We start from the raw sequence: 26,135 nt of genomic DNA, 5'->3' as shown, positions 1-26,135 counted from the left end.
TTTGATCAGCCATTCAGAAATAAAAAGGATAAAAACACTTGCATTCGATATTTTTTTATATATTTGCGGACAGAAAGGGGCATCTATTACAATAACCTAAAACATACTGAATATGGAACACATTCCACAAGTATTCTGGCTCATTCCCATTGCTTCCGTGTGCGCGCTGGGAATGGCATGGTATTTCTTCAAGTCCATGATCAAGGCCGAGGAAGGCACACCCCGCATGAGAGAGATTGCTGAATACGTGCGCCGAGGAGCCATGGCCTATCTGAAGCAGCAATACAAGGTCGTCCTGATCGTATTCATCATTCTGGCTGCTGTCTTCGCCGTCATGGCCTACGGTTTCAACGCACAGAACGCCTGGGTCCCTTTCGCTTTCCTGACAGGCGGGTTCTTCTCGGGACTGGCCGGGTTCTTCGGAATGAAAACAGCCACCTATGCCAGTGCCAGAACAGCCAATGCCGCACGGAAAGGACTGAACGACGGACTCAAGATCGCCTTCCGCTCCGGAGCAGTCATGGGACTGGTCGTCGTCGGCCTGGGACTGCTTGACATTGCATTGTGGTTCATCGTCCTGACCTGGTTCTACTCGGACAAGATGACGGCAAGCGAGATGCTCATCACCATAACGACAACCATGCTGACCTTCGGTATGGGTGCCTCTACGCAGGCACTGTTCGCCCGTGTAGGCGGCGGCATCTACACAAAGGCGGCCGACGTGGGAGCTGACCTTGTAGGTAAGGTGGAGGCGAACATCCCCGAGGACGACCCGCGCAATCCGGCGACAATCGCCGACAACGTGGGCGACAATGTCGGCGATGTGGCCGGCATGGGAGCCGACCTCTACGAGAGCTACTGCGGTTCGATTCTCTCCACGGCAGCCCTGGGCGCAACCGCCTTTGCCGCCTCGGCGGGTGATATGCAGCTGCGGGCCGTCATCGCCCCGATGCTCATCGCCGCCGTGGGTGTGTTCCTCAGCCTGTTCGGCATCTTCCTGGTAAGGACTAAAGAAGGGGCGACAATGAAGGATCTGCTGCATGCCCTGGGACTCGGCACCAATACGGCCGCCCTGCTCATCGCAGCTGCCAGCTTCGTAATCCTGTATCTTCTCGGACTGGAAAACTGGCTGGGTGTCAGCTTCTCGGTCATCGCCGGTCTGACGGCAGGCGTAGTCATCGGCCAGGCAACGGAGTACTACACCTCCCAGAGCTACCGTCCGACGAGAGACATATCCGAAGCCAGCCAGACAGGTGCGGCAACGGTAATCATAAAAGGTATAGGAACAGGCATGATTTCCACCTGCATCCCCGTACTTTCCATATCGGCAGCCATCATGCTGAGCTATCTCTGTGCCAACGGATTCGATATGTCCATGTCGGCGGTATCCATCCAGCATGGCCTCTATGGCATCGGCATCTCCGCCGTCGGAATGCTGTCGACCCTGGGCATCACCCTGGCGACCGATGCCTACGGACCTATTGCCGACAATGCCGGCGGCAACGCCGAGATGAGCGAGCTGGGAGAGGAAGTACGCCACCGCACGGATGCCCTCGACGCACTGGGCAACACAACCGCCGCCACAGGCAAGGGCTTCGCCATCGGATCGGCCGCACTGACGGCACTGGCACTGCTGGCCTCCTATATCGAAGAAATCAAGATTGCCATGGCACGCGTCGGAGAGCAGATGACCAACGTTGCCGGTGAAACGATAGATGCCACAAAGGCGACTATCCCCGATTTCATGAACTTCTTCCAAGTGAATCTGATGAACCCGAAGGTGCTTGTCGGTGCGTTCATCGGTGCCATGGCCGCCTTCCTGTTCTGCGGCCTCACCATGGGTGCTGTCGGCAGGGCTGCCGGAAAGATGGTGGCCGAGGTGCGCCGTCAGTTCCGTGAGATCAGAGGAATACTCGAGGGAACAGGCACGCCCGACTACGGACGATGCGTGGAAATCAGTACACAGAGCGCACAGCACGAAATGATCATCCCATCCCTGCTGGCCATCATCATCCCTGTTGTCGTGGGGATCGTGCTGGGGGTTGCCGGAGTGCTGGGCCTGCTGGTCGGCGGCCTGGCTGCCGGTTTCACCCTCGCCGTATTCATGTCGAATGCCGGCGGTGCATGGGACAATGCGAAAAAACACGTTGAGGAAGGCAACTTCGGCGGCAAAGGCTCCGACTGTCATAAGGCAACTGTCGTGGGCGACACCGTCGGCGATCCCTTCAAGGACACCTCAGGACCGTCGCTCAACATCCTCATCAAACTCATGAGCATGGTCAGCATAGTCATGGCAGGGCTGACCGTCGCCTGCCTGTGACAACAGGTCTCACACCGTATCCATAGAGGCCAGGATCCGACTTGCATGGTAAGAGAAGTTTACATCTGCAAATGTAAACTTCTCTTGTCATACCTGCAGAATCCGTATATATGCTTACCTGCATGGCTACTAAGCACTAATAAGGATTCAACTGACGCTTACTTGCATCCCAACCAAGCCTTACTTGGGGCGCAACTAAGCACCTTCTCCTACACAAGATATAAACTCATGAAATACAGCTTATTACAAGTCCTTCAGGACAGCATCCGTTCTGTTCCCATGACAGTCTCTCTTGATTTTCTCGAATATGAATTTTCAGGACAGAAAATACAGAATGGCATACTCTCAGCGAAGTCTTCCCCACCCTGTCTCCTCCGACAGAAAACGCTTCTATCATGTTTTTCCTGTTCCCAGATGAAGCGTTCAGAATGCCGTACCAGCAGTGGCACGCCCCTCCATCAGCCGTTCAGCCTCTTTGAGTATCTCGGCATGGTCGAAGGCAAGGCAAGGGAGGTCTGACAACGGGAACCATCCGGCCTGCGCCGCATCGTCCTGTCCCTTGACTGTCACGGGGCTGTCAAGAACCGTGTAATATGCTACGGTGATGATCCGCTCACGCGGGTCACGGTCTACGGCATCAAAGACACCGACCCGGTACAGTCCGCCGACCGTCAGACCGGTTTCTTCCTCCAGTTCCCGGCGTGCAGCCCGAGCAGTCGTCTCGTCGATATTCATAAAGCCGCCCGGGAAAGCCCACATTCCCTTGCACGGCTCATTCCTGCGCTGTATCAGCAGCAGTTTCATCCCTTCGGCAGTGTGTGCAAACACCAGACAGTCTGCCGTCACTGCCGGATGCGGATACTGATAAGTGTACATCTTCTTCATCTGGAATCAATCTGTCCTTCTCCTCTCTCTCTCGTGTCCTCAGCCAGGCAGGCGGGCCGGCAAATGGAAACGGTCCGACCGAGCAGAGACACACAGATTCAGGAGCAGGGCAAATATACGAATAATATATGAAATGGAACATCATGTGACGGAAAAAATATGAAACAAGTTTATTCAGCCAAGTAAAAGTATGAAAAATAATCTTTAAGGATAAGTATTCTCTCTTATTTTTTTGCTAACTTTGCGACGATGGAATTCAGAACAATCGTCCATTTTCCCCGGCCGGCATTTGAGCTGATGCCCTGCGAACGGATTCTTTTCGTAGGGTCATGCTTTGCAGACAGCATGGGCAGGCGGTTTCAGGAAGAGAAGTTCAGGGCTGTTGTAAACCCCTCCGGCGTGATGTACAACCCTGTATCCATCCTGCATACGGTGGAGAAGATGGAGAAACACGTATTTGACACCGCCGTATTCACGTTAGGGACCAATCATGTCTATGTGGAGCGGACGACCGGCGAGATCGTCGACAACTGCCGGAAACGCCCGCAACAACTGTTTGAAGAACGGGAGCTTACCGTTGAGGAATGTACCGGCGCACTGCACGAGTCTGTCCTGCTGCTGCGGAAGAACAACCCCGGCATCAAGGTCATCCTCACCGTCAGTCCTATCCGTTATGCCAAATACGGCTATCATGGAAGCCGGCTTTCCAAGGCCGTGCTGCTGCTGGCGGCCGACAGGCTGGTGAAGGAACTGGGCGAAACGGCCTATTACTTCCCGGCCTACGAGATTGTGAATGACGAGCTGCGCGACTACCGTTTCTACAAGCCCGATATGCTGCATCCCAGCGACCAGACAGTAGACTATATATGGGAACGGCTCGTAGAGGCCTGCTTCTCTGCGGAGGCGAAAGTATTTCTCGAGGCATGGAGACCGGTCAAGGCGGCACTGGGACACCGGCCGTTCCATCCCGGGTCGGAGGCATACCGGGACTTCCTGGAGAAGACAAAGGAAGCGGCCAGGACACTGAAAAAGAAATATCCGGACATGGAACTGAACCTATAAGAAGAGAAGATATGGATGACAGACAGATTGAAAACCTACTGAGGACACACAGCATAAGAATAACGGCCAACCGCATCCTCATCGCACGGACGCTGGCGGCACTGGACCATCCGGTCTCCATGAAAGAGCTGACAGCAATGATCCTGACGATAGACAAGTCGAGCATCTTCCGCACGCTGCTCCTGTTCAAGGACCACCATCTGGTACACCAGCTCGAGGACGGCAGCGACGTGGCACGGTACGAACTGTGCCTGAGCCATGACCCGGATGATGATGAAGACGTACACGTACACTTCTACTGTGAACGCTGCCGGCGCACATTCTGCCTCAGCGACACGCCTGTCCCCAGGGTCAGCCTGCCCCAAGGATACGAACAGACCTCCGTCAACTATATGGTGAAAGGCATCTGTCCCGACTGTTCCCGCCGTCCTCATCACGACTGACAAGCCCGGACGCCCCCAGCCACATACGTATCGCTCCGCCCGGTATCGGTTTCCTCCCTTCGTCCTGCCGTCAGGCTCTTTCACGTTCCTCCTCTCCCCGGACGCAGGACGGACGGCTCTGAAAATCGCCTTCACCAGACCGTCAGACAGACTGAAACTCCAGCCTGTACATCTGCCCAACGGCCATGACCTGTCCGTCAAGACGAAAAAACAGTGCGGATGATAGGCCGTATTAAGACTTTTGATTACCTTTGCATAAGATTAAAAAACAATTTAGATAGTAATGAATTATACTATTGAGAAAGTAACGACGCTCATCGGCGCACGCCGTTATGGCGACAAGGAAGCGAACATCAGCTTCGTCCTCACCGACAGCCGCTCCCTATGTTTCCCGGAAGAAACATTGTTCTTTGCCCTCAAGTCCGAACGCAACGACGGGCACAACTACATCCCGGAACTCTACGGACGGGGCGTCAGGAACTTTGTTGTAGAAACGGTCCCGGAAGACTGGAACAGGCGTTATCCCGACTCCAACTTTCTGAAGGTCGTCGGCTCGCTGGAGGCTCTGCAGCGGCTGGCAGAACGTCACCGTGACGAATACCTCGTTCCGATTGTCGGCATCACCGGCTCCAACGGCAAGACGATGGTCAAGGAGTGGCTCTATCAGTTGCTTTCTCCGCAGATGGTCGTCACACGCTCACCGCGCAGCTATAACTCACAGATCGGCGTGCCGCTGTCCGTACTGCTGCTGAACGAGAACACACAGGTGGGTGTCTTCGAGGCCGGTATCAGCCAGCCGGGTGAGATGTCGGCACTCCACGACATCATCCAGCCTACGATCGGTGTGTTCACCTGCCTCGGTTCGGCCCATCAGGAGAACTTCCCGTCCCTGGATGCAAAATGCAGGGAGAAGCTGCACCTCTTCCACGACACGCAGGCGATTGTCTACTCCCTGGACGACGAGGTGCTGAACCGCTGTCTGGACGAATACGACTACAAAGGAGAGAAGCTCTGCTGGTCGGCAAAGGATGAAAAGGCGGTCTTCTACATCAAGTCTATCGAAAAGAAGGACGTTGAAACCACCGTCACCTACACATGGAAAAACGGAAAGGAAGCACAGTACAGACTTCCGTTCATCGATGATGCCAGCGTCGTGAATTCCATCACCTGTGCCGTGACGGCACTCCAGCTGGGCGTCACTCCGGCTGCCCTCGGAGAACGGATGGCACAGCTGGAACCCGTCGCCATGCGGCTGGAGGTGAAAGAAGGACAGCACGGCTGCACGCTGATCAACGACTCCTACAACTCCGACTTCAACTCGCTGGACATCGCACTCGACTTCATGAACCGCCGTCCCGACCACAAGGGACGCAGACGCACACTGATTCTGAGCGACATCCTGCAGAGCGGCGACACTGACAAGGACCTGTATAACAAGGTGGCATTCCTGTGTGAGAAACGTGGTGTGGAGAAATTCATCGGCATCGGCGAGGGACTGCTCGGCCAGCGTTCCGCCTTCAGGCATCTGGGGAAAAAGCATTTCTTCGCCACCGTCAATGCCTTTATCCACAGCGATGTATTTGCCAATCTGCACGATGAAGTAATCCTGCTGAAAGGCGCACGACAGTTCGGCTTCGACCGGCTGACAGAGCTGCTGGTGAAGAAAGTACACGAAACCGTACTGGAAGTGAACCTCAACGCCGTTGTCGACAACCTCAACTGGTACCGTTCCTTCCTGAAGCCGGAGACGAAACTTGTCTGCATGATCAAGGCCGATGCCTATGGTGCAGGTGCCGTGGAGATTGCCAAGACGCTGCAGGACCACCGTGTGGACTACCTTGCCGTGGCCGTGGCCGACGAAGGCGTGACGCTCCGCAAGAACGGCATCACGAGCAACATCATGATCATGAACCCCGAGATGAGTTCGTTCAAGACCCTCTTCGACTACGACCTCGAGCCGGAGGTATATTGCTTCCGGCTGCTGGATGCACTCGTAAAGGCGGCGCAGAAGGAGGGCATCACCGGCTTCCCTGTCCACATCAAGCTCGACACGGGGATGCACCGGCTGGGCTTCGACCCGCAGAAAGACATGGATGAACTGATCAGCCGGCTGAAGCACCAGAACGCCATCATACCCCGTTCCGTCTTCTCGCATTTCGTCGGTTCCGACGCTGACAGCTTCGACGACTTCTCTGCCCGCCAGTTCGCTCTCTTCGAGGAGGGCAGCGGAAAGCTGCAGTCAGCTTTCAAGCACAAGATCATCCGTCACATGGACAACTCCGCCGGTATCGAACATTTCCCTGAACGGCAGATGGACATGTGCCGGCTGGGACTGGGACTCTACGGCATCAATCCCCGTACGAACAAGATCATCAACAACGTCTCTACCCTGAAGACGACCATCCTCCAGCTGCGCCATGTGCCTGCCGGTGACACCGTTGGCTATTCCCGCAAGGGGACTGTCGAGCACGACAGCCTGATCGCCGCCATACCAATCGGCTATGCAGACGGCCTGAACCGCCATCTCGGCAACCGGCACTGCTATTGCCTGGTAAACGGAAAGAAGGCAGCGTATGTCGGCAACATCTGCATGGATGTGGCCATGATCGACGTCACGGGCATCGACTGCAAAGAAGGCGACAGTGTCGAGATTTTCGGTGACCACCTGCCGGTCACTGTGCTCAGCGATGTACTTGACACCATTCCATACGAGGTCCTTACCACGGTCAGCAACCGTGTAAAAAAAGTTTACTTCCAGGATTAAAAGAGAAAACAGTCCCCCCTCGTCCCCTTCCCCGTAGGGAGGGAAAGAGGGGGACAAGTTTCATTCTCTCACACAGAAGGCACGGATAAACAGAGCTTACAGGGTTCTGCCACAGACCCCTCACGGACTTAGACGATGCAGAGTGTTGCCGGAAACGATACAGTCATCTTAGCTAAAGTCAAGGGATCCATGCACCCCGATCTTATTTACCATGGAAGAAAACAATATCACCTAATTGTATTATAGCCGCAATCTACAAAGCCTGCTCAACCTTGGGGGCAGACAACAACTGACTTATCTTAGGTTATCCCGTCTACAGCCCGGGGTACTCGCAAACTTTCAGACTGCAAGATATAAAACATCCTATCCACAGAGTTGTTAATGGATATAAACGACATGGGTACATGCCCATCAAGGTTCTGTGCCATCCCTGCCCGCAAGGGTTCTGCGCCAAAAGTAAACTCCGTCTATCCGTACCTTCTGTGAGAGAACTAAAATGACAACAACTATGGCAATTATGTATTTACTTATCGGTATCATCACCGGCGCAACCATCATGCTGCTGTGGATGAAGAACAAATCAACACAAGAACTAAGGAAAGCCGGTGAGGAACTGGCAGCGCTTCGCAGTCAGCTTGAAACGGAGCGGAAGAATATGGACGAACGCATCGCTGCGGTGAAGGAGAGCAGCCGGAATCAGATAGAAACAGAACGGAAACACGGCGAGGAGCTGCGCAGCGAACTGCAGAAGCAGGCGGAGGCGAAGAACCGGCTGTTGCAGGAGGAGGTGCGCAACATGGCCGCACAGATGCTGGCAGAGAGCCGGGAGAAGATGAACGCCGCTGACAAGGAACGGCTCGATGCCCTGCTCTCACCGCTGAAAGACCGGCTGGAAGCATTCAGCCAGACCGTTGTGAACAACAGCAAGGAGAGCACTGCCAACAAGGCGGAGATAAAGACCACCTTCGAGGAGGCGATGAAGCGGCTGCACGCCGAACAGGAAATGACCATCAAGGCGATGCGTGAAGATCAGGAACGCACCGTGAAAGAGCTACGTGAACAGACAGAACGCATCGGCAACGATGCCGCTTCGCTGACGAAAGCCCTCAAAGGCGACTCGAAGATGCAGGGCGACTGGGGGGAGATGATTCTCGAAAAGACCCTGGAAGACTGCGGACTGGTAAAGGGCCAGCAGTTCTTCCTGCAAGAGAACTACAAGGACGAGAACGGCAACAACTTCCGCCCCGATGCCGTCATCGTCTTTCCCTGCAACGAGCGGACGGTCGTCGACTCAAAGGTGTCGCTGACGGCGTATCAGGCTGCGCTCAGAGAGACCGATGACAACGAACGGGACAGGCTGCTGAAGGAGCATGCGGCATCGGTCCGCAGGCATATCGACGAGCTGTCGGCAAAGAACTACGAGAAACTCGTTCCGGGCTGCATCGGCTATGTGCTGATGTTCGTTCCTTACGAGAGCGGTTATTCGGCTGCCATGAAGACGGATCCGGCCATCCTGCAATACGCTTTCCGCAAGCACATCTTCGTCCTCAGTCCGAGCAACCTGCTCATGGCATTGCAGCTGACCCGCACCATGTGGCAGAACTACCGTCTGAACAACAACGTAGACGAAATCCTGCGGCAGTGCAACGACCTCTACGACAAGTTCGTCACCTTCGGCGAGACTTTTCTCAAGGTCGGTACTGGCATCGAACGCCTCCAGCAGGATTACAGCAAGGCCAAGGGACAGCTCAACGAAGGCAAGGGCAATATTATCCGCCGTCTGGAAGGCATGAAGGCACTGGGCATCACGCCGAAGAAGCAGATACCGGAACAGCTGTAACAGGAGGAAGCCCAGACTCCCATTCAGATTTCCATTCCGCAGGAACGGATTCCTCGTCTATGACAAGCTGTTGGTCAGAGAGAGGAGATAGCTGTTCCTACTGTTTTTTTTTGACAGACTCTCTTTTCCTGCAACAATATCATAACCCGTCAGATCATGAGAGGAAGCCGGTGATGCTGCGACTGGAATGTTGCGCTGCAGCTCTTTGAATCGCTGACTTCTGTTCGCCTCCAATGTGAAAAGCACCAGCATCGACCATTTGTCACCGACCCTTGACAACACGTTCCGGACGGGACAGTTGGGGGAAAGGGCATCCCTTATTTCATTTCTGTTCATGCTTACAAAGTCTTTAAGTCGTATTGTTCCTTAATTCCGCAACCGCATTAATCCGTTCATCGTATTGTCGTCAATGTCCATTCAATATGTTATACTCTAAATCTATCGTCCTTTTGTGTGGTTAGTGCGAAGAATGCTCATATACAAGAGGTGGCTTCCCGATATGCGGGAAGCCACCTCCGTTGGTTAAAAAGATGATTGCGCGTTGCTGCGTGCTGCACATGTCTATTCCGTCACGGGCCGCACCGATGCGCCTAAACAGCGAAGGGGCGTACTCAGCGGATGCGCGATTTGCCAATTAAAAGCAAAGTAGAAACCGCCGCTCGCCGTGTTCGGAGCGGCCGACCAATAAGAGCCTACGATGTTGGCGCCAATGAGCGAACCGTCGTCGTAGTGACGGTAGCCCGCGGCGGGGAAGAAGATGGTGGACGTATTGTTTGCGTCGGCAAAGAAGTTCCAACCATAGTTGACAACAAGGTTGATAGTAGCTTTTGAACCCTGTATGTTCATCTCTTCCACCTTGGTGGAGTTCTTGCCCGTAGTGGTGAACCGCGTAAAGGCGTTGCTGGCGGGCAGATGGAAGCCTGCAGGACTGGGGTCGTAAATGGATTTCACCACGGGGAGGTCGTTACCGACATTGTAGACATCCCACGTTGTGTTCTGCGTCGACCAGAGATTAAAGTAAGCAAAACCTGCAGGGGCGCCAAAGCCATGAGGATACCAATCCACACCGGTTCCACGAATGTAGAAGTTGCCGGGATGCTGGATGGCGTTGGTGAGAGAGATCTGCTCGCCCGCATTCTTGTTGAACAGGTGGTCGGCAGGATAAAGCGTGGGTTCCACGGCTTTCCCTGTTTTCAAATCCCCTTTCAATCCACCGGGGAAAGCATCTTTACGGCCAAACTGATAGTGAGTGGAACTGCCTTCTCGTGCAACGCCGGAGGCTTGCGTGATGATGATGTCGCCCTGCTGATTGGAAACCTGCTGGCGGATATGCACTTTCACGCGACGGGGCTGCTGATTGTCAGAACCTCTCCAAGCGGTATATTTCCAGCCGAGGGGTTCGGTGCTGAATTTATAAGTATGGGATTTGCTGTAGTTGACCACAGGAATGGGATCGAGCACGTTGTCGGGAGCAAACCACAGGTGCCAAGACCACACGATGGTACCATTCTTGGTGACGGCTACCACGGCGTTACCGTTTTTGATGTCGGCGGCCTTCACCTCGAACTTCAGGTAGGTTTCGCTGCCGTTGCGCTCAATGGCGTTGGCATCGAGGTGTACCAAGTCCTTCTCGTCTTCCCAAACAATCCTTGCACCGTCGATGCCGCTGTTGGCACCGCCGTTGGTTTTCTCGATCCAAGCGTTGGTGATGTCGGCACCGGCATGGTCTTTAAACTTATGCAGAATGACATCGGTATTATTATACTTTACGACGGTAGAAGGGCCGGTGTAGGACGCAGTGTTCTCCGTGCCGTTGGTGATGGCATTGCCGTACACCAAGGGAAGCTTATAGAAGCCTGGGTGGGAGATGACGTAGCAGTTGGCCGTGTTGCGCGGCGTGACGGCACCTTTGATGTTGTGCGTGGAGAGGTCGTAGTAGGCAGAGCTACTGCCCTTGTCACCCTCTTTGAGTTTGTCGTTGCGCGCTTTAAGCAAGTCTTTTACGACTATCTTCTTCACCGTGCCCTGACCTTGGTCGGCTGCCACATAGTCTTCGGCTTGCGTGCGGACGTTGCTAATCCCGTCAAACCATTCGGGCTTGTTCATGCCCTTGTCCTCCCAAGTGCCGGTGGTATAGTTATACTCCTCGTAGCCCACAATCTGCCAAGGCACGGCCTGCTTCACGCCGGGAGCGGAGGCGTCTGTGCGGAAGCTCTCCACGGTATAGGTGCCGCCGTCGGTACTGTTGTAGGCGGCCGTAGTGGTGGGACTTGTCACTGTAAAACTGTAGTTCCAGTTGCTGGCGGCATTGCTTAGTTTATAGGTGCGAGTGGTGGCCGGCTGCCAAGCATCGCTCAAGGGAATGTCAATCGCGGGGGCATCGGCTTCGCTGAACTCAACGTGAACGGTGACGCCCTCCAACGATTGCGGAATCATGTAGAACGTGTAGTTGTCGCCGTCTTTGCCCACGATCACCTGATTGGGTAGGCTGTTGGTGCTCACAGGGGTTTCGGGCGTGAGCGTGAAGGTGGTCTTCGAACTGGCGTCCACCTCCCAGCGCAGGCCTTTGCCGTTGGCGTTGTCGGTGAGATGGAGCCGACCTTTGCTGCATACGTTGCGCAGCTCCACCTTGGTGATGTGCTTGTTCCACGAGAGATTCTCTCCCACGGCAAACTTCACGGCCGTAAGGGCGTGATAGAACTCAAGGCGAGCCTTGGGAGCCGTACCGCGTGTTTCATATTTCACCTCGCCCGAGCTGGCCACCATCAGGTCTACTTGGTCGGCAATGCTCGGTTTCACCTCGAAGTCCACATAGGGCGTGCCGCTATGCGTGGCGGGCGAGAGGGCGATGCTGTTGGCCGTCGTAGCCTCGGGGAAGACGGCATAGAAGCGGGCGTAAGGCTCCGCCCACGACCATAGCAGCGGCGTGACGAGGGTACCGGCGGCATCGGTGGGCGCACTGTGGAACCACTCGGGACGCTCTACCTTAAAACCGGCCGTCGCGCCGCGATAGCCCAGCGAACTGAACCGCGCATCAATGGCGGTCTTCACGTTGGCGCGTGTGCCGGGCTGGGGCAGCACGGCGTTGATGCCCTCGGTAGTGGTTTGAATGAGGCAGGTGTTGGGCAGCCCCGACACATCGATGCGACGCGTGGCCAGATCTTCGCCCGACAGGCCTTGCGCCTGCTGGCGGGCGATGGCGGCAGCCTTCGTGGCAGGATCGTTCAGCATTTCTGTCTGCGCGACGCTTACCTCGAAGCTGACGTTCACGCCCGGGTCGCCCGTCTGTTGGTCATTATCGTCGGAGCAAGAGCCGATGGACAGGCATGCGATGCCCGCCAGCATAGCGGCGAAGCATCTACGAAGAATGTCTTTTGTTCTCATGTTTGTTTTGAATGGATAAAGTTTAAACGAATGCTTTATTTTCTGATATTCAATCGGGCTGTGCCCGAGACGAATTGATGGGCCGACAGGCGAATAAACACCTCCGCCCGTAGGGCACTCCGTTACTTCTTCATGATTTTCTTTCCACCTCCGATATAGACGCCGGCGGGCAGACTGTTGAGAGATGTGCCGATGTAGCGACCTTGCAGGTCGTAGTAGCGCACGGTGCCGTCGCAGTCGGTGGTCTTGATATGGTTGATGCCCGTCGGTCCGCCATTGGTCTTCATCCAGCGCAGGATGGGATAGTCGTTGTCGACGTGTGCCCATACCTTCTCCATATCCCATCCGAGCGTCGTAGCATAGTGTGCGTTGGACTTGGCCGTGGCTTCGGTTACCTGCTGGCCGTCCTCGCCATTCGGATTGGCATAGCTCTTGGTGGAGGGAGAGGCGGGAGAACCGTAGAGGGTGGTCGCCAGCGTATAGTTAGACTCCAAGCTGCAAACTTTTCCGGAAGTTTGAAGTAATGGATGAGTCCATTTTCGTACGCTAAAGATATGATCGGCTGCCACCATATTATGAGACAGTTGGGTGGGGACAGCGGTTGCATCTATCAACCCCAAGATACCGGAAGCGTGGAGCTCATTATCCACCGTACCTCTGAAGAGACAGCGTGCGAGAGTCAGTCCGGTACTGGTGCCCACCAGTCCACCGGCCTGATGTTCGTCCGATACGATTTTGGCCTTGGCCAGACAATCGGAAATGACAGTAGTTGCTTTCGATTCGCCGACGAAAGCAGCCACATGGTCATGGCCTCTTACGGAAGATTCCATCACGGCACACCGGCTGATCTCGGTGCTGACGGCAGTGCCCACGATGACACTCGTATTATTGAAAGGTCCGCTGAGCTTTACATTGGCATCGCGGAACCCGAGGTCATAGATTTTTGCGTTCTCCGTGCGGCTCAGGAAAGCCATGTTGTCGCGAGAGCCATGGAGATTCATATTCAGAATCCAGTGCCCGTTGCCATTAATTTCTCCGCTGAAGGAGGGAGTGCCTTGGGGAATATTGATGCCGTTGAAATCCGTACCTTTCAGGTCAATGTCGGCCATCAGTCTGGCTTTGACGGCATGCTGACCATTCTCAATCATCTTGCCCCATAGTTTCAGCTGTAGGGCTGTGCTCAGCTCATAAACTCCCTCGGCATTGAGGGTCATGGCAGCGGGGTCGATCTGACCGCAGACGGTGCAGATGCCATCCACATAGGCGTGCGCCCCGGTGGCAGGTACGACATTTGTTTTTCGGGTTGCCTCGCAGATGGAGCAGGTCTGCAAGTCGTATCCTTCAGCCCCACAGGTGGGAGCTACCGTCTGAGTGGTTTTCCATTGGTGGGTGTGAGCCGCAATGGTCTTCAGTGCCAGTTCGCTCATCTGGAAATACTCGTTACCTACGCTTTGGGTAACGGTGAAGCGATAATACTGGTAAGCCGTTTCCGGAGGGGTTACGGGGAAGAAATAGGGATAGTAGTTATTGTCCTGCATCACCTTGTCGTCCGTCTTGCTGTCGATAGTCGTCCACGTCTGCTGGTCGTTGGAACCTTCCACCGTCCAGTCCCTGGGATTGCGCCCGATATAACTGGAATTGTCATTCCCTGTCATGAACTGATAGCCCTCAAGATAGCATGCCGATGTGGCTTTCACTACTACTGTCTGGGGAGTCGTTCCCTCCCATTTCTTTCCGGTGTCGCCATCCATTGCCTTGGCACTGCCCGACTCCAAGGTCATACCGACAGCAGCCGGCAGCAGCGCAAATTCGGAAAGCTGGAAAAGATGCCTTCTAAAATCGGAAGAACGATATGAGTTCCTCCTAATCCAGAGTTTAAAATACTTGTACTTCTGCTTGCTGTTGCAATACACCGTGTATTCGGTGAAGTTCTTGTCCTCGATGAGGTGCTCTTCCTGCTGGTGATAAATAACGTCCCACTGGGTCTTGTCGTTACTTCCGAAGATAGTATACTCTCCGGGAACGCGCCCACGGTCGTCAGTGTTGTCATTGGCCGTAGTCATCTTGAAGCCTTGGATGTAAGTGGGCTCGCTGGCTTCCAGCATCAGGTAGGCTTTATTCACATCGCTGTTGGCTCCCTTGCACCATTTGGTGTTGAGATTCCCGTCGAAGGCTTTCGCCGAGCCTTCTGCGTCGGTCCAATCCGACCCTTCGACAGCGGTGAATGTGACCTGGCACATCGCACCGATGCTGACTGCAGCCAATGCCATCAGAGTAAATAATCTTTTTTTCATTGTCATCATCGATTTAAAATTTATAATACTTATATATCATTTTCTTTGCCAAAGGGTGTGCTACACGCTTGATAAAGCGTGTAGCACACTGTCATGACCGGTTTGAGTAGGTTCATCATGTAGGTGATGTGAGATTTATTTCTTTATCACTTTCTTGCCGCCAACGATGTAGATGCCGCGGGGCAGATGGTCGAGCGAGATGCCGAGGTAGCGGCCTTGCAGGTCGTAAACGGGGGTGTTCGTATCGGCTTTGTCGGCCGTCACGCCGTCGATGCCGGTGACGACGCTCACGGTTACATTGACCGTGATGTCGCCGTTAATGGCGGTTGTCTCCGAGAATCCGTTTTCAAAGGCGAGCTTATAACTTTTCTGTGCGTCATAGTCGGCGCCGAGGAGTTCCTTTGCCGTGGGCAGCTTCACGTTGCCACCTTGGTTGGCATAGCGTGTGACGGCCACCTTATTCTTATAGGCGAACTCCACCTTACAGACCCGCTTCGCAGCGTCGGCGGTGAGCTGCGGCTCGTTGTCCTTGTCGAGCTCTTGTCCCCAAAACTGCGTATCTCTGCCGTTCTGCAACTGATAGGCCACGTGGCCGCTCTTCAGCTGCTCCTCGGTTATCTTCTCGCCCTGTGCCTCGCCGCAGGTGTTGAGGTAGTAGCAGTTGGTGATGGTAGTGCCTTTGTTCATACAGAAGGTGTGGCTGGTTTCGTCGTGGTCGAGGGCGTTGTTCGTGCCGAGGTAGAGGCAGTTGTTCAGCGTGCAGGTGGCTTCTAGGGGCATATGAGTTATAAATCCGCATATACCTCTTGCTTTGCCGCCTTCCAGGTCGTACGTGGCGTGGAACGTTCCCTTGACTAAGCAGTCGTTAATGGTAATATGAGCATCGCCATCCGGCCATTGAAGTATGCCCGCCAATGAGCTGCCCCCCTTGAGGTCCACCTCGCTGACACAGCCCGAAATGGTGGTGTTGCTCTCAGCGTTCATAATCAATCCGGACAACTGGCTATCGTAACTGCTCGACGTAATCTTCCCTTGGGTGCGCAGGTTGCGGATGGTGGCGTCCTTCACATACTTGAAGGGGGCAATCTCTCCTCTGTTGCCGGCATCCCAGTTGAAAGAGAGCGTTAATCGTCCCACAGCGAGGACGAGGAACTGCCGCTGTTGCCCTCGTTGTCCTCGTCGTCGTCGAAGAAGCTGTTACCCTTCGACAGGGCCGGTCCCGTAGCGGGGTCTTCACTGATGCCCACGCTGAGGGAGCCGGCGAGGATAGAGTTTTCTAATGTGATGGGGACCACTTTGATTTCCGGTTTGATGTAATTGTTCATTTTATATTAATTAACTGTTTGTTTTAAATCATCGGGGGGAGCGCACCACCCGTTTCCGTGGGATTCGGAACGTGATGAATCACGCTCCTGCGGCGTGCCGCACCCCCGATGAGAGAGACATCTTTTTATTTCACAACAACCTTGCGGCCGCCGACGATGTAGACGCCTGCGGGCAGCCGGTGGCGTGCGTCATCGAGGCGATCGGCCACGCGGCGGCCTTGCAGGTCATACAACGGACCGTTCTTTCCGTCGGTCGCCTCGTTCGTCGTGCTGCCGATGCCGGTGGTCTCGCCGTCGAGGACGACAGAGAGCTGCTTGGCACCTGACGCCTGCGGTGGACAGATGATGTAGGCACGGTAGGCAGGAATGGTGGCGGCGGAATTGGTCGTCGTTACCTTGTGGAACTTGCCGTCGTCCTGCAGAATGTAGGCGTTGTCGGCGGCAGCGGTGGCGTTGCTCACGCCGGCTACCGTACCCGTGAATTTGTAACCTGCGGCGAGGGTCGTCATCTTGTCGGCCTTGTAGGCTTTCACCTCGATGTTTCTGCCGCCGAGCTGTGGCATACCGTTAGCCGTGATGTAATACGGCGTGTATGCCGGGAGCTTGTCGTCCACTTCCTTGAAATGGACTTCGTTTTTGTTGCCGCCCGAGAGGGTGTAGGCCTTGAAGCCCTGAGCATACAAGTCGTAAGGCAAACACAGCGTGGCTTTCTGCGTGCCATTGAAGTTACGCTCGTAGGTAACGGTGGCGGCAGTGAAGTCGAGCCCGATGGGCAACGGCTGTCCGTCGGTGAGGCGGAAGTCGTCACACGTCCAGCCTTTCTTTGCCGCGTCGTAATACACGTAGTTCGCCTTGCTCTTGTCGGCTGCGTTGTAGAAGTCGGGCATTTCACCCAACTGCTGTGCCCAGTAGCATTTGTCGGTGCGGTTGTTCTGTAGCTTCTTTGTCACCTCGCCGTTCTTGAGCTGCTCCTCGGTTACCTTATCGCCCTGCGCGTCGCCGCAGGCGTTGAGGTAGTAGCAGTTGTTGAGGGTTGAGCCAGAGTAGGGGGCGAAGGTCCTTGACCATCTGGTTCCATTGTTCTCGCCGGCGTAGAGGCAGTTGTTCAGGGTGCACTTGCCATACTGATTATTTACGAATCCGCAGATGTTTTCCTTACCTTTCTCTGTCGTGGCGTTGATCTTGCCCTTGACAACGCAGTCGGTGATGGTAACATTGGCATTATCCCTTACGCATTCAACCATGCCCGCCGCGTCGCATCCGCCTTCGTTATAGGTGCTCGTGATGTTCACCGCGCTGACGCAGCCCGAGATGGTAGTAGTGCCATAGACGTTGCCAGCCAATCCTGACAAAAAGTTCGTGCTCGAATTGATCTCTCCTTCGGTGCGCAGGTTCTTGATGGTGGCGCCGTCCACAGTGTGGAAGGGGGCTAACCTGCTTGATGTGTTATTCCAGTTGATTTTCAGCGTGTGGTTCTGCCCGTCGAAAGTGCCGGAGTATTTGTTGTTAGCATCGCCCACCATGTTTATTTCCGAGCCGAGGTCGATGTTGCGCGTCATCTTGGCGTCAACAGCGTTCTGTCCGCCGTTGACGAGGTCGCAGAACTCTTTCCAGTTCTCCTTTGATGCGATTTCGTAGTAGTCTTTTTTGTTGAAGGTTACTGCCACGGTCCGGTCGGTGTTGACGGTGGTTGAGCCGTTGAAGCCGTCCTCAAAGGCGATTCCGGAGTAATAATGGTGCTCGTTGTAGTCGCTGCCAAGGAGGTCCTTTGGTGTAAAGGTGGGCATGGAGCCGTAGATGGTCTTGCCGCTGTTGGCATAGCGCGTGGCTTTTACCTGGCTGTTGTAGGTAAACTCCACCTTGCGGACCCGCTTCGCGCCGTCGGTGGTGAGCAGGGGCTCGGTGTCCTTATTGAGTTCCTGTCCCCACACCATGTTGTTTCTGCGGGCTTGCAGCTTATACGCCACCTCGCCGTTCTTGAGCTGCTCCTCGGTTATCTTCGTGCCCTGCGCCGTGCCGCAGGTGTTGAGGTAGTAGCAGTTGTTGAGGGTGGTGCCGGAGGAAGAGTTCGACGCAAAGGTGTGGCCGCCGGTGGTGGCGTTGTTCTCGCCGATGTAGAGGCAGTTGTTCAGGGTGCACTTACCATACTGATTTTCTACAAATCCGCCCATATATCTCCTGCCTGACTCCGTCGCGGCGTGGAACTTGCCCTTGACGACGCAGTCGGTGATGGTAACCTTGGCATTATGCCATACGCATTCAATCATGCCCGCCGCGTCGCATCCACCATTGCCATAGCTGCTCGTGATGTTCACCGCGCTGATGCAGCCCGAGATGGTGGTGGTGCCATAGGCTTCGTAAATCAATCCTGACAGGAAGTGGGTGCTCGAACTGATCACTCCCTCGGTGCGCAGGTTCTTGATAGTGGCGTTCTCCACAGTGTGGAAAGGAGCTATCCTTATTCTATCGCCGCTATTCCAGTTGATCTTCAGCGCGTATTCCTGTCCGTCGAAGGTGCCGGAGTACCTATGACCGTCAGTTCCCACCATCGTGATGTCCGAGGCGAGGTCGATGTCGGCTTCGAGTCGTGCGTTGAGCCAAGCCATGCCCTCGTCGTTGACCAGATGAGCGAATACCTTCCATTCGTTGAGGTCTTTGATGAGCATGGTATGAGCCCCCTTGTCCGTGCGTATTACTGTGAATGTTTGCTTAAGAGAAGACTCCTCGTAAAGGTCGTTCTTCCGCTGATTGATGGTAACGTCTACAGTACCTGCGGTACCTTCAAAGAAGCATTTTCCTGACATTGCTTCGGGCCTCAGCACGTTGTCATTAGTGCATTCGACGTTAAACCCGTCATTACCACTTTTGTAAGGTATACCACTTTCCGTCGTAAAATCCGAATAATCATATAAGTTATGGACTTCGTGGGCGTATCCTTCACCCTCGTAGTACAACACCTTAGGCCGCTCGATCTGGTAGTTGAAGGTTACTCGGTCGCGCTTCACGTTGATCGTCGTGCTGCACGACGCTCCGGCAAACTTTTCATTGGCGGGGAAAATGGCGGTGAGGACTTCTGTGCCAGGGTGCAATAACTTTAAGCTTCCATCCCCGTAGAGTTTCACAACATCTTCATAGTTGGCCACATTGTACTCTACCTTGCCGTCGTACTCATCCTTGTCGAGGTTGGCATAAAACCCTCCCGATACGGTGTACACGTCATATCTGTCTCTTTCGAATTTCACCTTGGGCACCTTGACGTAGCCCACGATGATGTCGCGCACCTTGAACTGATCCCAATCTTTATTGTTGTGGGTGTAGATGTTGACAACTCTTTCCGGGGCACTATAATTGTAAACAACGATGTTGTTGTTGTCGTCATTGAGACCATCTTTATTGCCCCCGCTTATATGCGCGTTCGAAATGGCAGTCTTCTCGAAGAAATAGGCATAGTGCGGAACTCTGTCGATGCGCCAGATGCCTTCCCGTTCGTCATAGTCCTTTCCTCCCTCCGTATCGCGCAGGATGATCCAGCGGACGGCATAGCCTTCGTCGACCTTTACGCTGAAGTGGGAGCCCTTTGCCAGCTCGTAGATGGCGCTGTTGCCCGTTCCGCTGGTGGTTCTGCAATCGCTGAAGTTTATTTCCACCCTCCCCTGTCGGAGAGTTCCTACCGGCTTTTTCTTGCCTACCGCATTCACGGTATTGCGTGAGCGGAATGTCTCATAGTCGAAACGACCATAATCTGTTGCCCACGCCGGTGCCGCCAGCACGAGGACAAAGAGGAAGAGGCAGAGCCTCTGAATGATGTTTGTTGTCTTCATATAAATTGAAATTAAAAATTAAATATTCTTTTGGTTGTTTTTTTGGGGGGGAGTTACTGCGTTTTCCGGAAGACTTCCTTGTATATTTCTGTCTGTTCCCGATTACGTCGTACGAGAAGGTTGATCGTATCTTGGGAAAGGGAATCCAAAAGATGCTTGTGTGCCAAGCCGTCGAACGGTTCTTCAAACGGACGGAGGTAATACAGCTTTTCCTTTCGCATGGAGATTTCTGTGAACTTTTCATCCATATCGACCGAAAAGCCGATGGTTATTTCTCCGCTTTCATTTCTTAAGATATATACCCAACAGTTCTTTTTCATCTTTGCTGCTCGTTGATTCTGTTGCAAAATTATTCCACGAAGACCAACAGGGCGTTTCATATTTGCAAAAACTTGTATCATATTTGTAATTCACAAGGAAATGACGAATTATAAATGTCCGGAACACCTATGCCTTCTCATCGGCTGAATCCTTTTGCGTTTTCTTTTTTTCTTTGGAAACAGCTTTGTATTCTGAAGGCGACATCCCGAAGAAAGTCCGGAAACAACGGTTAAATGTGGCTCGGGAATTGAATCCTGACCTATATTCCACCTCGTTGATGTTCAAGTCGGGATTGTTGGTGAGCAGCGATGCCGCATGTCGCAGCCGGTAGCCGTTGATAAATTCGTTGACCGTGGCTCCATCGGCATACTTGCGCACGGCATTGGTGATATAGACGGTATTTGTTCCGATCCGCTTTGAGAGAATGTCGCGGTTCAACTCCGTGTCTTTATAGATTTTCTCATTCTGCATCAGCTCGCACAACCGGCGGTAGATTTTCCCTTCACGGTCGAGTTCTTCCTCGGGAACGAGCCTTGCCGCGGTCTCCATGTCGCTTTCCGCCTTGCGGTATAATAGAATGGAGTCGTACAAAGCCCTGTTTTTGCGGCGCAAGCGGCGGGTGTAGATGATGTAAAGTACGACGGTGGCAAGCAGCAATGCCACGATGATGAGTGAGAGATAGAGACGCGTGGTGATGACCTCGTTCCGGAGTGTGAGCTTGTCAACCTCGAAGATGGTGCGCAGTTCGTCGAGCTGCTTGGCAAGTTCGGTGTTGCGCAGTTTGTCTTTGTGTGGGATGACGAGGCTGTACAATTCTGCGGCTTCCTTGTATCGTCCGGCCTGCATGTAGAGGTCGGCTTGCTGCATCTGCACGGTGAGCAGGCTGACGGAGTCGCCGGCGGCAGTCATGATGCCCATGTTCTCGTTGTTGCAGGCAATGGCCCGGTCGTACTGTTTTGTGGCTGCATAGTAGCGGGCTTTCACTTGAAGGAGCTTGAATCGGGCGACGGCTTTGCGTCCCTCGGCATATTTATCGGCGAGCTGCAGCAAGTCCTTGGCGCGGTCGTAATGGCCTGTTTCCAATTCAGCGACGGCAGTTGCCAGCGTGCAGTAGAGATAGCGTCCGTTGAGCGAGGGTGTATAGCCTTTTCGCAGGGCTTCGTTCTTGTATTTGTCGATGACCGCTTTCCACTCCACGCATTTCGCCCTTAGCTTTTCATATTTCCGCAGCCCGTCGAGCGTTTCGCCCAAGACGTTGTAGGCAGAGAGCAATTGTGAGATTTCATCGGCCTTGGAAAGGGCGGCGATGCTCTCCTCGATGGTCTTCTCGGCTTCGCGGAAGCGTCCCATTGTCTGATAGATGCATGCCATGCCGTAGGTGGAAGTGCCTAATCCATAGTTGCTCTTTCTCTTTCGTGCGTCGGCATACATCTTTTGCGCTTCAAACAATGCGGTCTGCACCTTGTCTTCGTAGAGATAACTCTCAATCAGCACGTTCCACGCATTGTAGTAATAATCCCATGTGCCGTTCTTTTTCATTGCACTGAGGACTTCGGGCAAATAGTAGCTGATGCTGTCGGTCATCTCGTAGTTGTAATAGCAATACAACTGGGTGACGCGCGCCCGGGCTTCCGCCTCCTTGTCTTTTTGGCGTAAGGATTCGGCAAGATATTCACGGATGCAGCGTAACTCATAGCCCATATTATCTTCGGCAGCTGCCAACCGGCAAAGATGATGGTAGGCCTGCAAAAGTTTTTCTCCTTTGAGGTGCTTCATCTCTTTGCGGATAGAGTCTGCCGGAGTGGCGGCATACATTTCTCCTGCGCAGAGTGTAATGACAAACAGCAGTATGATAAAATGTTTCATTTCCGATATATATTCAGTTTTTACAGTTTCATAGACATAGCAGTTTTCTTGTCCTTCCTCGCCCCCCTAAAGTATATCCCGCAGGTTGTAGCAACGACTGCTTTGTTTTTAAGTGTAAATTCTTTATTCTAATTTGTCTTGGCACCTGCTGAAGTTCAGCAAGCCTCTTTTTTTAACAGTGGCGTTTGCTCAAGTTGAGCAAGTCTCCCGTCATTTGCTGTGACGTTTGCTGAGGCTCAGTAAGGCTACCGTCATTTGTCGCAACATTTGCTGAGATTCAGCAAGGCTCTCGTCATTTGCCGCAACGTTTATTTGCCTCTCCATAGACTCCTCGGTGAGCTATGACTGACATTTCGTAGTCAGATGTTTTTTGTTCATTTATGGTACGTCCCTTTTAACTGTCCGGCATGGGTAGAATACCTTTCGGTAGAAGATTATATAACAAAATTAATAAAAGACAAGGATTTTGAACATTATTCTTCTTGCAAAATAGTATATTTTGTTAAATATCGCACCCTAAAAACCCTAACACTACCCTAAAAACCCCTAATATTTTTTTCGGAAATACAAAAATAAAGACGTAACTTTGCATCATGATTTTAATACAAACTGCAGCTCACATGTTCCATCATACACCCTTGGGAAAAGTAAAAAACTTTTTGAATTCAAGAAGCAAGACCACCGTAGAACGTCATCAGATCATCGTCTATCTGCTCCACTCCGCCATCGTCGTCATCGTTATTGCCATGCAGCTCATGGGATTAGGCGGCTCGCAGGAAGTGATGCCACAGGCGATGAGCATCGTCCATCTGACGGCCTGCCTCACGGCGCTGACGCTCTTCTTCGCCCGACGGGTGTCCGCGCCCATGGCTCTTTCAGTGGTAGCCCTCGTGTCACAGGTCACCATCGTGTGCCGTTTCGTCTATTTCTCCCATGTGCGCCCCGAGCATTTCCTCCAACTCATCATTCTCAACCAGATGGTGTCGCTCATGGCAGTGGTGCTGCTCGTGATGTGCTTCGTGAGATATACGCCGTCTGTTGTCGCCGCCATCAGTTTAGTTGCATACGGAAGCGTCACAGCCTATCTTAAGGAACCGGCTCTGTGGAAGCTCTTCGGTTTCTTTCTCGGCGTGGAGTTCCTGCTCTGCGTGCTGGGCGAACTGCTGCGCCGCAACGTGCAGCATGTGCAGAAGGAAAACGTCTACCTGCACCACCGCGAAACGGCACTCATGCGCGCCGTGAGACTCAACGAGCAGGAAATCGAGGCCTATCTGTGCATGAGCAGCAACAACCGGCCGTTGCCCGAAGATACCGACCGCCTGTTCGCCATGCTCAAACCGACATCACAGCGCAACCTCATCAACGCCGTGCGCCTGCATCTTAAAAACCACTTGACAGACGACGACAGCCTCGCCCGCCATCTCCCCACACTCACCAAGTCGGAGGTGGACGTATGCAACCTTATCTTGCAAGGTAAGAAACGGGGGGAGATATGCCGGCTGCTCGACAAGACGGAGAAGAACGTCGACGTGGTGCGCACCCATGTACGCAAGAAACTCAATGTACCCACTGACCAAGACCTGCAGAATTTCCTCTTCAATTTATTGATAGAAAAAGAATATTTGAACAAGGGGGAAAGGAAATAAATAAGGTTCTTCCGTTAAATACATAGATTGGAGAATAAAGGCTTATACATTTGCATGGTATGACTGTCCGAAATCAGATGGTCTTACAAAGGGGGATGGACTACAAGATAAGATGCAGAAAAGGCAAATGGATACGATGCCTGTCCATCAGGCTGTCTTTCCGTCTTCTTCAACTTATTCCCATATCATCGGTATTTGTAAACTGTTTTCATGTAACGCAAGGCAACACATGCCCTTTTAGAAGCTAAAAGGTGCCTGACTGGCTTGCAACAGGTGCTCTTTCGGCGTGTTACCAACGCCCTTTTGAAGTCCAATCAAGCACCTTTTCTGAACGGCTTGGCAACCAATTGATTTACTGCCGGTTGCAGACCTGCTTTTTGCACGTGTTTTTTATATTTGCAGAGGAGCCTGTTAGAGTTTGTGTAATGGTTTTTCAAAATCTTATCTGTATTCTCAACGTATTAAAACGAAAAGGTTTTTATATCGGAGGATGATGACAGAATAGCCAGTTGAACGGTCTTGGGCATGTTTCTGGTTAATGAATCACTTCGGTTCTTCCGTTAAAGCTATACGAAAAAACATCTACGCATTTAACGGAAGAACCATAAATAAGTCCCTCCGCCGGAAACGTTCATATTTATTTTTCTTCCGAAATACTTTTGAGTTTAAAGACAATTGGGTTATCTTTGTACGCAGTTGCGTGACACCGATAATCTCTGCCGATTCCGAACGCATGATACATGAGGCTGGATTCCATTTTTTTTATATTTGATTTGTGGTGAATTTAAAGATAACGGAACCCAGCCTCCTTTTATTGGAAAGAAGGCTTATTTCGCAACTTATCAACCCGAAAAGCGGAAGAACCGATGATTTTGATGAATTTTGTGTAAAGGTCGTGCATCTGTCGGTTTGAACTTAATGATTTATACTCCACTAAGTTGCTAAAAATCAAAGATATGTGCAACTTTTTAGCACATTTGGCAACTTAATTTAATTCCGCCAACCGGTTAAGTATGGCTCTTTGTCTGCCAAGTGTTCGTGCCATTGCGAAAGCAGCTGCATACCCGATGGGCGAGAAACAGCCTCTTAGAGAAAACAGCACGGGCGTTTGACAATCTTTTGACAGTCGGCCGCCAATTCTTTGGCCAGCAGATGCCAAGTCCGTAAAAAAGCTGGCAGGTCTTGCCCTTCTGCAAATTAATGCTTACCTTTGAACCGTAATAGCGTAAGAGGTACGGTTATGGACACGCTCTCAAGGCAACAGCGGCACGACAACATGGCGGCCATCAAAGGCAGGGACACCAAGCCGGAGATGATTGTCAGGAAATATCTGTGGCGGTGCGGATTCCGTTACAGGGTGAACAGTCCGCGGCTGCCGGGACATCCGGACATCGTACTGCGCAAGTACAGGACTTGCATTTTCGTGAACGGCTGTTTCTGGCATGGACACGAAGGATGCCGTTACTATGTCGTCCCCAAGACCCACACCGACTTCTGGATAAAGAAGGTGGCACGCAACAAGGAACGTGACAGACGAGAACAACAACAGCTTGCCCGCATGGGCTGGCATTGCATCACGGTGTGGGAATGTGAACTGAAGAAGAACAAGCGTGAACGGACACTTTCTTCCCTGGCTTATACGCTCAACCGCATCTACCTGAAGGACCGCACGGTGACTTACCAATCTCCCGAAGAAGAGACGGGACTGTGCATGGCCGCCGAGCCGGAGGTGGAAGATTGAAGGGACGACGGGAACCGGTCCGACAGTATGTTTCCTGATTGCATGTTGACGACAATGCAGGGACAGGGATTCTCGCCGTTCTCTTGTACACCCTGACACCTCACAGACAAAACACCATTATGGCAAAGATCTGTTTAGCAAGCGGCCGGCGCAACGAGTTTTTCCCGAAGGGGCAAAAGCACTCCGTGCAGCAGGTCATGAAGTCTATGATTTCCGCAATCCACCAGCAGAAGGCGCTACTTTCAAATGGAGCAACATTGACCGTAATTATATGGACTGGACACCCGCAGAATACCGGGAACATCCCCGATCACTCCATGGCCGAAAGTCAGTTCAGGAACGACAGTACAGGAATGGGTCTCCTGCGATAACCTGTTCGATCCTCCTTCCATGCGGCCTTTCCACACACAGAAGCCGGATGGT

The 26,135-nt window shown here is 53.0% G+C and carries 16 protein-coding genes and 2 pseudogenes; 8 read left to right on the top strand and 10 right to left on the bottom strand.

The features are described 5' to 3' along the window. Positions 1 to 112 precede the first annotated feature (112 nt). The gene (locus tag J4864_RS10495) at positions 113 to 2,320 is read left to right on the top strand and encodes a sodium-translocating pyrophosphatase (RefSeq protein ID WP_211814841.1); all 2,208 of its coding nucleotides are present in this window, start codon (positions 113 to 115) and stop codon (positions 2,318 to 2,320) included. A gap of 423 nt (positions 2,321 to 2,743) precedes the next feature. Here the strand turns inward: J4864_RS10495 and J4864_RS10490 are convergent, their stop codons facing one another. Further along, positions 2,744 to 3,196: an NUDIX domain-containing protein gene (locus tag J4864_RS10490; RefSeq protein WP_211815417.1), complete on the bottom strand. Its 453-nt coding sequence runs from the start codon at positions 3,194 to 3,196 to the stop codon at positions 2,744 to 2,746. A gap of 258 nt (positions 3,197 to 3,454) precedes the next feature. Here J4864_RS10490 and J4864_RS10485 point away from each other — a divergent pair, with 258 nt between their 5' ends. The 4 genes from J4864_RS10485 to rmuC all read left to right on the top strand — a co-directional run bounded on the left by J4864_RS10485 (position 3,455) and on the right by rmuC (position 9,314). Further along, positions 3,455 to 4,267 carry a GSCFA domain-containing protein gene (locus tag J4864_RS10485; RefSeq protein ID WP_211814840.1) on the top strand — a complete coding sequence of 271 codons (813 nt, stop codon included), beginning with the start codon at positions 3,455 to 3,457 and terminating at the stop codon, positions 4,265 to 4,267. Positions 4,268 to 4,278: 11 nt separating this feature from the next. After that, positions 4,279 to 4,710, top strand: a complete 432-nt coding sequence (locus J4864_RS10480) for a Fur family transcriptional regulator (RefSeq protein ID WP_007367393.1) — start codon at positions 4,279 to 4,281, stop codon at positions 4,708 to 4,710. Between the two features lie 283 nt (positions 4,711 to 4,993). Beyond that, positions 4,994 to 7,474, top strand: coding sequence for a bifunctional UDP-N-acetylmuramoyl-tripeptide:D-alanyl-D-alanine ligase/alanine racemase (locus J4864_RS10475; protein ID WP_211814839.1), 2,481 nt, complete (start codon positions 4,994 to 4,996; stop codon positions 7,472 to 7,474). A 508-nt stretch (positions 7,475 to 7,982) separates the two neighbouring features. After that, a complete protein-coding gene (rmuC, locus tag J4864_RS10470) occupies positions 7,983 to 9,314 on the top strand; it encodes a DNA recombination protein RmuC (protein ID WP_211814838.1) in 1,332 nt (443 codons plus the stop codon). 183 nt (positions 9,315 to 9,497) lie between these two features. Here the strand turns inward: rmuC and J4864_RS11865 are convergent. The 8 genes and pseudogenes from J4864_RS11865 to J4864_RS10430 form a co-directional block, all read right to left on the bottom strand. Then, a pseudogene (locus J4864_RS11865) lies at positions 9,498 to 9,650 on the bottom strand (winged helix-turn-helix transcriptional regulator); the annotation flags it as partial. A gap of 225 nt (positions 9,651 to 9,875) precedes the next feature. Further along, the gene (locus J4864_RS10460; RefSeq protein ID WP_211814836.1) at positions 9,876 to 12,698 is read right to left on the bottom strand and encodes a hypothetical protein; all 2,823 of its coding nucleotides are present in this window, start codon (positions 12,696 to 12,698) and stop codon (positions 9,876 to 9,878) included. A 122-nt stretch (positions 12,699 to 12,820) separates the two neighbouring features. After that, the gene (locus tag J4864_RS10455; RefSeq protein WP_246479462.1) at positions 12,821 to 14,992 is read right to left on the bottom strand and encodes a discoidin domain-containing protein; all 2,172 of its coding nucleotides are present in this window, start codon (positions 14,990 to 14,992) and stop codon (positions 12,821 to 12,823) included. Positions 14,993 to 15,127: 135 nt separating this feature from the next. Then, the gene (locus tag J4864_RS10450; RefSeq protein WP_211814834.1) at positions 15,128 to 16,129 is read right to left on the bottom strand and encodes a hypothetical protein; all 1,002 of its coding nucleotides are present in this window, start codon (positions 16,127 to 16,129) and stop codon (positions 15,128 to 15,130) included. Next, the gene (locus tag J4864_RS10445; protein ID WP_211814833.1) at positions 16,117 to 16,317 is read right to left on the bottom strand and encodes a toxin PIN; all 201 of its coding nucleotides are present in this window, start codon (positions 16,315 to 16,317) and stop codon (positions 16,117 to 16,119) included. The genes J4864_RS10450 and J4864_RS10445 overlap by 13 nt, the downstream gene beginning before the upstream one ends. Before the next feature lie 125 nt (positions 16,318 to 16,442). Further along, the gene (locus J4864_RS10440) at positions 16,443 to 20,138 is read right to left on the bottom strand and encodes a peptidase M26 (protein ID WP_211814832.1); all 3,696 of its coding nucleotides are present in this window, start codon (positions 20,136 to 20,138) and stop codon (positions 16,443 to 16,445) included. A gap of 53 nt (positions 20,139 to 20,191) precedes the next feature. Then, a complete protein-coding gene (locus J4864_RS10435; RefSeq protein WP_246479460.1) occupies positions 20,192 to 20,539 on the bottom strand; it encodes a hypothetical protein in 348 nt (115 codons plus the stop codon). A 46-nt stretch (positions 20,540 to 20,585) separates the two neighbouring features. Further along, the gene (locus tag J4864_RS10430; RefSeq protein ID WP_211814831.1) at positions 20,586 to 22,325 is read right to left on the bottom strand and encodes a helix-turn-helix domain-containing protein; all 1,740 of its coding nucleotides are present in this window, start codon (positions 22,323 to 22,325) and stop codon (positions 20,586 to 20,588) included. Between the two features lie 620 nt (positions 22,326 to 22,945). On the opposite strand from J4864_RS10430, the gene J4864_RS10425 reads away from it, so the two are divergent. Then, entirely contained in the window at positions 22,946 to 23,971 is a 1,026-nt protein-coding gene (locus tag J4864_RS10425) for a helix-turn-helix transcriptional regulator (RefSeq protein ID WP_211814830.1), read from the top strand. An 865-nt stretch (positions 23,972 to 24,836) separates the two neighbouring features. Here J4864_RS10425 and J4864_RS12010 read toward each other — a convergent pair. Next, positions 24,837 to 24,935, bottom strand: a pseudogene (locus J4864_RS12010) (IS982 family transposase); the annotation flags it as partial. Between the two features lie 276 nt (positions 24,936 to 25,211). On the opposite strand from J4864_RS12010, the gene J4864_RS10420 reads away from it, so the two are divergent. Continuing rightward, positions 25,212 to 25,712 (top strand): very short patch repair endonuclease, encoded by a 501-nt coding sequence (locus tag J4864_RS10420; protein ID WP_007367382.1) that lies wholly within the window; start codon positions 25,212 to 25,214, stop codon positions 25,710 to 25,712. Positions 25,713 to 25,831: 119 nt separating this feature from the next. Then, positions 25,832 to 26,083: a hypothetical protein gene (locus J4864_RS10415; protein WP_211814829.1), complete on the top strand. Its 252-nt coding sequence runs from the start codon at positions 25,832 to 25,834 to the stop codon at positions 26,081 to 26,083. Positions 26,084 to 26,135 lie beyond the last annotated feature (52 nt).

Source organism: Prevotella multiformis, assembly GCF_018127985.1.
Lineage (GTDB): Bacteria > Bacteroidota > Bacteroidia > Bacteroidales > Bacteroidaceae > Prevotella > Prevotella multiformis.
Note: the sequence above shows the minus strand (reverse complement) of the source record. Positions and strands in the feature narration are given on the sequence as shown.

Excerpts from the sequence above, each read along its gene's own strand:
- J4864_RS10495 (WP_211814841.1), top strand. The coding sequence starts at position 113 with ATGGAACACATTCCACAAGTATTCTGGCTCATTCCCATTGCTTCCGTG.
- J4864_RS10490 (WP_211815417.1), bottom strand. The coding sequence starts at position 3,196 with ATGTACACTTATCAGTATCCGCATCCGGCAGTGACGGCAGACTGTCTG.
- J4864_RS10485 (WP_211814840.1), top strand. The coding sequence starts at position 3,455 with ATGGAATTCAGAACAATCGTCCATTTTCCCCGGCCGGCATTTGAGCTG.
- J4864_RS10480 (WP_007367393.1), top strand. The coding sequence starts at position 4,279 with ATGGATGACAGACAGATTGAAAACCTACTGAGGACACACAGCATAAGA.
- J4864_RS10475 (WP_211814839.1), top strand. The coding sequence starts at position 4,994 with ATGAATTATACTATTGAGAAAGTAACGACGCTCATCGGCGCACGCCGT.
- rmuC (WP_211814838.1), top strand. The coding sequence starts at position 7,983 with ATGGCAATTATGTATTTACTTATCGGTATCATCACCGGCGCAACCATC.
- J4864_RS10460 (WP_211814836.1), bottom strand. The coding sequence starts at position 12,698 with ATGAGAACAAAAGACATTCTTCGTAGATGCTTCGCCGCTATGCTGGCG.
- J4864_RS10455 (WP_246479462.1), bottom strand. The coding sequence starts at position 14,992 with ATGAAAAAAAGATTATTTACTCTGATGGCATTGGCTGCAGTCAGCATC.
- J4864_RS10445 (WP_211814833.1), bottom strand. The coding sequence starts at position 16,317 with ATGAACAATTACATCAAACCGGAAATCAAAGTGGTCCCCATCACATTA.
- J4864_RS10440 (WP_211814832.1), bottom strand. The coding sequence starts at position 20,138 with ATGAAGACAACAAACATCATTCAGAGGCTCTGCCTCTTCCTCTTTGTC.
- J4864_RS10435 (WP_246479460.1), bottom strand. The coding sequence starts at position 20,539 with ATGATACAAGTTTTTGCAAATATGAAACGCCCTGTTGGTCTTCGTGGA.
- J4864_RS10430 (WP_211814831.1), bottom strand. The coding sequence starts at position 22,325 with ATGAAACATTTTATCATACTGCTGTTTGTCATTACACTCTGCGCAGGA.
- J4864_RS10425 (WP_211814830.1), top strand. The coding sequence starts at position 22,946 with ATGTTCCATCATACACCCTTGGGAAAAGTAAAAAACTTTTTGAATTCA.
- J4864_RS10420 (WP_007367382.1), top strand. The coding sequence starts at position 25,212 with ATGGACACGCTCTCAAGGCAACAGCGGCACGACAACATGGCGGCCATC.
- J4864_RS10415 (WP_211814829.1), top strand. The coding sequence starts at position 25,832 with ATGGCAAAGATCTGTTTAGCAAGCGGCCGGCGCAACGAGTTTTTCCCG.